This window comes from Microcoleus sp. D2_18a_B4, assembly GCF_036702475.1.
GTDB lineage: Bacteria > Cyanobacteriota > Cyanobacteriia > Cyanobacteriales > Microcoleaceae > Microcoleus.
On the sequence record NZ_JAUBTL010000054.1, the window covers coordinates 50,160 to 57,067 of the forward strand.

General features: G+C 44.6%; 3 protein-coding genes. All 3 read left to right on the forward strand.

Annotation, left to right across the window (positions count from 1 at the left end):
* Nucleotides 1–832: 832 nt before the first annotated feature.
* From QUB04_RS25290 to QUB04_RS25300, 3 genes are read left to right on the forward strand one after another with little or no spacing between them, the layout of a single operon-like run.
* Complete coding sequence (locus QUB04_RS25290) at nt 833–1,024, forward strand: hypothetical protein (RefSeq protein ID WP_333288617.1); 192 nt, start codon at nt 833–835, stop codon at nt 1,022–1,024.
* Nucleotides 1,021–5,502, forward strand: coding sequence for a PAS domain S-box protein (locus tag QUB04_RS25295; RefSeq protein WP_333288619.1), 4,482 nt, complete (start codon nt 1,021–1,023; stop codon nt 5,500–5,502). Before QUB04_RS25290 ends, QUB04_RS25295 begins: the two co-directional genes overlap by 4 nt.
* Nucleotides 5,503–5,506: 4 nt before the next feature.
* Nucleotides 5,507–6,835, forward strand: coding sequence for a response regulator (locus tag QUB04_RS25300; protein WP_333288621.1), 1,329 nt, complete (start codon nt 5,507–5,509; stop codon nt 6,833–6,835).
* The last annotated feature ends 73 nt before the right edge of the window (nt 6,836–6,908 follow it).

Below are 6,908 nucleotides of genomic sequence, written 5' to 3' on the forward strand. Positions count from 1 at the left end.
CAAATGTTAGCCTATTTTGGTAAAAAAACTGAATTTTTTACAGAGATATGGGGTTCCTCATACTACGCAGTTATCCCCATTGCCAATTTTTCGGATACCTTGTCTTCCCAAACCTGCGGTTATTGTGCCACTTTTTCGCGAGACTATATGCGACTCATCTATTATTAAAGCGAACCCTCTATAGCAATCCTCGCATCAGTTGTGAATTTCTTACTCCCTCCCCGAACCCGCTCTGAGGGTTGGGGTGGGGGAAAATTTTTATGACTCCTGCAAGGATTGCTATAGTAAATTTATTCAAGATTAACTCTAGGCGATTTTATCTGACTCTCCACTAATTTTTTTTTAAAGTTCCGTTATCAATTTAAGCGGTAATTATTCAATGAGTATTTAAGTGGACAAGTCAAATATCCCAGTATTACAATGAGTTTAACTGGTGGGAGAGATATTGCTATTACTCTGCCAGTTGCGTCCGTCTTGTGTATTATCTAAGTGAAAATTTAACCGCTCTAGCTAAAATTGATAACGTTCCAAGAATACTTGGTATTCTACCGATATGGGGGAGACATTCTAACTTAATTGCATTTGTCAATCCGTAAATTTACTGAAAATACTGCTTTGCTTATTTAGGAGTGGAAAATTGGCGATTTGGGGGTGGGTGGGCATAAATATGCCGATCGCCATGATTGCTCGATCGCCCAAATCTAAGTTCTACACCCAAAATCTGAGTAAATGCTGAGCATAATTGCTGATTGACCAATGCTTCCCTAGCTTAAGTTGTCACCCCTGTTCTACCAATAGGATTGATTAGCAATAGAATTGATGAGAAATAGAAATGCTTGGCGATACATCCGAAGAATTAAGGGAAATAGTGTCGCCAGGGATACATATATCGCAGATTGAAAGCCTAATAGTCGCGCTACTGAACGTTTTCTTCATTACCCAAATTGGAGGCAACGAAAACCTTGCGATCGCCCCATTGGACAGAAGTTCTAGAATAAAAGCTGAAATGCACGATCGAACATGAGCAAATTCCCACCACAGAAAACCCAACCGCCACAGCAAGAGAGCGCAACAGCACAGGCATTGCTGCAGGCTCACTTCGAGGCTTTTTTTGCAGGTGCCAACGCCGGAATGGTGATTTTTGACCGCCAACTGCGGTATGTCCAAATAAACGAAGTTCTGGCAGAGATCGATGGCATTTGTGTGGCAGACTATATTGGTCGGTCGCTGCCTGAAATGCTGCCAGAATTGGCTCCGACTCTGGAACCGATGCTGCAAGGCATTCTGGATACGGGCCAGCCGATACTTGAGTCTGAAGTAGTGGGTGAAACGGCGAAAGAACCAGGCATCATCCGCTACTGGGAAACATCTTACTATCCTTTGCGGGATGAAAATGGCATCATTTTTGGTATTGGTGGGATTGTAATTGAAATTAGCGCTCGCAAGCGGGCAGAACAAAAGCAGGCACGACTGACGGCAATTTTGGAAGCAACTTCCGACTTAGTAGGAGTTGCGGATGCGACTGGGCATAGCGTCTATCTCAACAAAGCCGGACAGGAAATGCTGGGGATGTCCCCAGAGGAAGCACGCTCTCCGTTTACTATAGATTCTGTATTAGCTCCCTCAGCAAAAGCAAAATTCCACAACGATATAATTCCCACCGCCTTGCAAGATGGTAGGTGGGCTGGTGAAATCCTATTTTTGTCACGCGATGGGGAAGAAATTCCAGTCTCCCAGGTTTTGATAGTTCACAAAACAGAAGCGGGGGAAGTCGAGTTTATTTCCACTATTGTGCGGGATATTCGCGATCGCAAAAACGCAGAAGATGTCCTGAAACAAAGTGAAGAACGATTTCGTTCTTTGATCGAAGCTACCGCTCAAATTATTTGGATCGCTAATGCTGAGGGCGAATTGGCCGGCGAGCAACCTACTTTATGTGCATTTACAGGACAGACATTTGATGATTACAAGGTAGGGGGTGGGCTCAACGCTATCCATCCAGACGATCGCTCGTCTATTGCCACTGCCTGGTCAACTGCTGTTGCTAATCGATCGTTCTATGAAGTTGAATTTCGTATGCGCCGCTATGACGGGGAATATCGCTACATGAGTTGTCGTGGTGTCCCAATTCTGAATGCGGATGGTTCAATTCGGGAATGGATTGGGGCTAATACAGATATTACCGATCGCCAACAAGCTGAAGAAGCTCTGCGCGAACAGCAAGCTGCGCTGCGCGATCGCAACGTCTTGCTGAGCTCTATTTTGGAAAGTACGCCAGACATAATTGTGGTTAAAGACCGGGAAGGCCGATATGTTGCCCTTAATTCCGAGGTGGCAAAATCCTTTTACGGTAGATCCATTGAGGAAATTATCGGTAAAGATGATTCGGAACTCCTTCCCCCGGAGGCCGCCGTTGCAATAATGGCAAAAGACCGCCAGATTATGGAAGCAGCCATTACTGAAACCTACGAAGAAGAGGTTTTCAATGGTAAAGAGAATACTTCTTTTTTAACCACAAAAGCCCCTTGGCGGGACGCTCAGGGAAATATTCTCGGCCTGATTGCCATAGCACGAAACATTAACGATCGCAAACAAATGGAAGCAGAATTGCGCGATCGTAATGCACTGCTAAAGTCTATTTTGGAAAGTACACCAGACTTCATTGTCGTTAAAGATCGGGAAGGGCGTTATGTTGCCGTTAACTCCAATGTGGCAAACTTCATGGGCAAGCCAATTGAGGAAATCATCGGCAAAGATGATTGGGAATTCCTACCGCATGAGAGTGAGAGTGTCCGTGAAATTATGGCAAAAGATCGCCAAGTGATGGCAACAGGAATCGCTGAGACTTACGAGGAAGAGGTCTCTCAGGGTGAGACCACCGGGACCTTTTTCACTACCAAGACTCCTTGGCGGGATGCTAAGGGCAATATCCTCGGCATTATCGCGATATCACGAGATATTAGCGATCGCAAAAAAGTCGAGCAAACACTCCGTCAAACCCTAGAACTACTGGACTTAGCCAGCGATGGTATCATTATTAGGGACATGGATGACCGCATCATCTACTGGAACCAAGGTGCAGAAAAGCTCTATGGTTGGACAAAAGCGGAAGTAGTCGGGGAGTACATTCACACCTTCTTGCAAACCGTCTTCCCTAAACCGTTAGAAATCGTAACGGCAGAGTTTTTTCAGCAGGGAACTTGGGAAGGAGAACTGCAGCACACCACCCGTGATGGTCGGGATATTATTGTGGCAAGTCGCTGGACATTACAGCGCGATGGGGAAGGAAAGCCTTGTGCCCAACTCGAAATCAATAATGACATTAGCGATCGCAAACAAGCGGAAGATGCTATCAAGCAAAGCGAAGAACGCTATCGTTCGCTAATCGCTGCTACCTCCCAACTTGTCTGGACAGCGGATGCTGAAGGAAGATCCGTGGATCAACCGAGTTGGAGAGCTTACACCGGACAAACCGAAGCCCAGATGGCTGATGGTTTTGGCTGGTTAGATGCAATTCACCCGGACGATCGCGAACGAACGCTTCAGGTGTGGATGGAAGCAGTGCGAACGAAAACCCTGGTTGACATAGAATATCGAATCCGGGGAGCGGATGGAAACTATCGTTATTTTCAAGTTAGAGGGGTGCCAATTCTGAATGAAGATGGTAGCATCCGGGAGTGGATTGGCACTTGCACCGATATCCACGATCGCAAACAAGCGGAAGATGCGATCAAACAAAGCGAAGAACGCTATCGATCGCTAATCGCTGCTACGTCCCAAATGGTCTGGATAACGGATGCTGAAGGGCGATGTCCAGATTTACCGACTTTCAGAGCTTACACTGGACAAACCGTAGACGAAGTGGTTGGTTTTGGCTGGTTAGATGCAATTCACCCAGACGATCGCGAACGAACTGCTCAGGTGTGGATGGAAGCAGTGCAAACGAAAACCCTGTATGAAATAGAATATCGAATCCGGGGATCGGATGGAAACTATCGTTATTTTCAAGCTAGAGCGGTGCCAATTCTGAATGAAGATGGCAGCATCCGGGAGTGGGTTGGCACTTCCAGCGATATCCACGATCGCAAAGAAACAGAAATCGTACAGGCAAAAGCCAGGGAAGCCGCAGAAGCAGCTAGTCGGGCTAAAAGTGAATTCCTGGCCAACATGAGCCACGAGTTGCGGACTCCCCTTAATGGCATCATGGGATACGCGCAGATTCTTCAGCGTTCCAAAGTCTTGAATGAAGAAGAGCGATCGCGCATTGATGTTATTTATCAGTGCGGTTCGCATTTACTGACGTTAATCAATGATATTCTCGATTTGTCGAAGATTGAAGCACAGAAAGTGGAACTAATGCCCACAGATTTTCATTTCCCGGCGTTCCTGCAAGGTGTAGCAGAAATGTGTCGCATCCGAGCTGAAATTAAGGGAATTCACTTTCATTTTCCATCCAGCCCCGAACTGCCGATCGGCATTCATGCGGATGAAAAACGCTTGCGACAAGTGTTAATTAATCTTTTAAGCAACGCTATTAAATTTACGGATGAGGGCAGTGTCACTTTTATAGTCAGTTTTGCCACAGAAGGAAAAATTCGCTTTGAAATACGCGATACAGGTACCGGCATTGCCCAAGAGCAACTCCAAGCTATCTTTCAGCCCTTCGAGCAGGTAGGCGATCGCAGACGGCAGACGGAGGGCACCGGGCTGGGATTGGCAATTAGCCAAAGGATTGTAGAACTAATGGGCAGTACCATTCAGGTTCAAAGTGAGATGAATGTTGGCAGTATTTTCTGGTTTGATGTTAGTCTGCCTCAAGCCGATGAATGGGTGAAAACGTCTCAAATCGACCATCACGGGCAGATTATCGGCATCAAAGACCGCCAACCTAAGATTGTGGTTATTGATGACAAATGGGCTAACCGTTCGGTAATTAACAATTTGCTCAGTCCGATCGGCTTTGAGGTGTTTGAAGCGAACGATGGGCTTGAAGGCTGGGAAAAAATTCTAGAGGTGCAGCCAGATTTAATTGTTACCGACCTATTAATGCCCGAACTCGATGGCTTCGAGGTGATTAAGCGGGTTCGAGAATCGGAAAATTTCAAAGACACCGTGATTATTGTCTCTTCTGCCAGCGTATTTGAAACCGATCAATACAGAAGTTTAGAGGCAGGAGGCAACGCCTTTATTCCAAAACCTATTCAAGCAACTGAACTCCTGCAAAACTTACAACAGTATCTTGATTTGGAATGGGTTTATGAAGCTAATGAAGAGCCACTGGCGAGCTCCTCAGACACCGATGAGCTAATTGCCCCACCTGCTACAGAAATGGAAATGCTATACGAGCTCGCTATGAAAGGAAATTTCCTAGAAATAGTTAAGCAGGCGGTATTACTTGAAGAACTAGATCCCCAATACATTCCCTTTGCTAAAAGATTGCATCAAATGGCAAAGGACTTTCAAGACGAAGAGCTTTTAACGTTTATTGAGTCCTACAAGTAAGGTTATGAATTCAGAAATTCAAGCAAATGGTACGATTCTTATAGTTGATGACAATTCAGCTAACTTGGGTGTCTTATCTGATGCCTTAAGCCAAGAAGGATTTGAAGTTCGGGTTGCAAAATCTGGCAAAATGGCACTAGAGCGAGTCAAATATGCTCTCCCCGATCTAATCTTGCTAGATGTCATGATGCCAGAAATTGATGGATTTGAAACCTGTCGTCGATTACAGGCTAATCCAGAAACTAAACAGATTCCCATTATATTTATGACTGCGCTCTCGGATACGGCTAATAAAGTTGAGGGGTTTAAGCTTGGGGCTGTAGATTATATTACCAAACCCTTCCAACAGGAGGAAGTATTAGCTCGCGTCAAGCTGCATTTAAAGCTTCATGTTCTAGCTGACAAATTAGAAGAAAAAAATATCTTATTGGAGCAAAAAGTTTTAGAAGTCAGCCAAGCCTATGAAGATTTACAACAAATGCAGCTTAAGTTAATCCAAAGCGAAAAAATGTCCGGCTTAGGGCAAATGGCGGCTGGGATTGCTCATGAAATAAACAACCCTATAAACTTCATATCCGGCAATCTTGGTTATGCCCAAGAGTACGCTCATAATTTACTAAAAATTATACATCTGTATCAAGAAGATTATGTAAATACCACCCCTCGGATTCAAGCAGCAATGGATGAAATAGAACTGGAATTTGTGGAGGAAGATTTTATCAAAGTTCTTAACTCAATCAACTTAGGAACCCAGCGCATCCAGGAGATTGTCAAGTCTATGCGAATCTTTTCTCGCCTAGATGAGGCAGACGTGAAAGCTGTAAATATTCATGAAGGAATTGATAGTACACTCACCATCCTGCATCATCGTTTAAAAGCAAGACCAGAGCATCCTGAGATTGAACTAATAAAAAAGTACGGTCAGCTTCCACCAGTAGAATGCCATGCCGGACAATTAAATCAAGTGTTCATGAATATTCTTTCCAATGCCATTGATGCTTTAGATGAATCGAATCAGCAGCGTTCCTTTGCAGAAATCCAACAACACCCGAACCGCATTCAAATTTGTACAAAAGTAATTGACGAGAATTGGGTTGCTATTCATATTAGTGACAACGGTAGGGGAGTTTGCGAAACTTTACAACCGAAAATATTTGACCCTTTTTTTACCACCAAACCTATCGGTAAAGGAACTGGATTGGGGTTATCTATCAGTTACCAAATTATCGTTGAAAAGCATGGGGGCAGATTATACTGCCAGCCTGGATTAGGAAAGGGAATAGAATTCGTCATTGAAATTCCTATTCGGCAGCAAGCTTGTAAAGCTGCTTAGGATCGCGAATTAAATAACTTACAATTTTAATTGTTATTGTGGGATGGGCGTCCCGCCCGTCCAAAAAGGACGG

What these genes read in the sequence shown, in the direction of transcription:
- QUB04_RS25290 (WP_333288617.1), top strand. Translation starts at nt 833, where the DNA reads ATGCTTGGCGATACATCCGAAGAATTAAGGGAAATAGTGTCGCCAGGG.
- QUB04_RS25295 (WP_333288619.1), top strand. Translation starts at nt 1,021, where the DNA reads ATGAGCAAATTCCCACCACAGAAAACCCAACCGCCACAGCAAGAGAGC.
- QUB04_RS25300 (WP_333288621.1), top strand. Translation starts at nt 5,507, where the DNA reads ATGAATTCAGAAATTCAAGCAAATGGTACGATTCTTATAGTTGATGAC.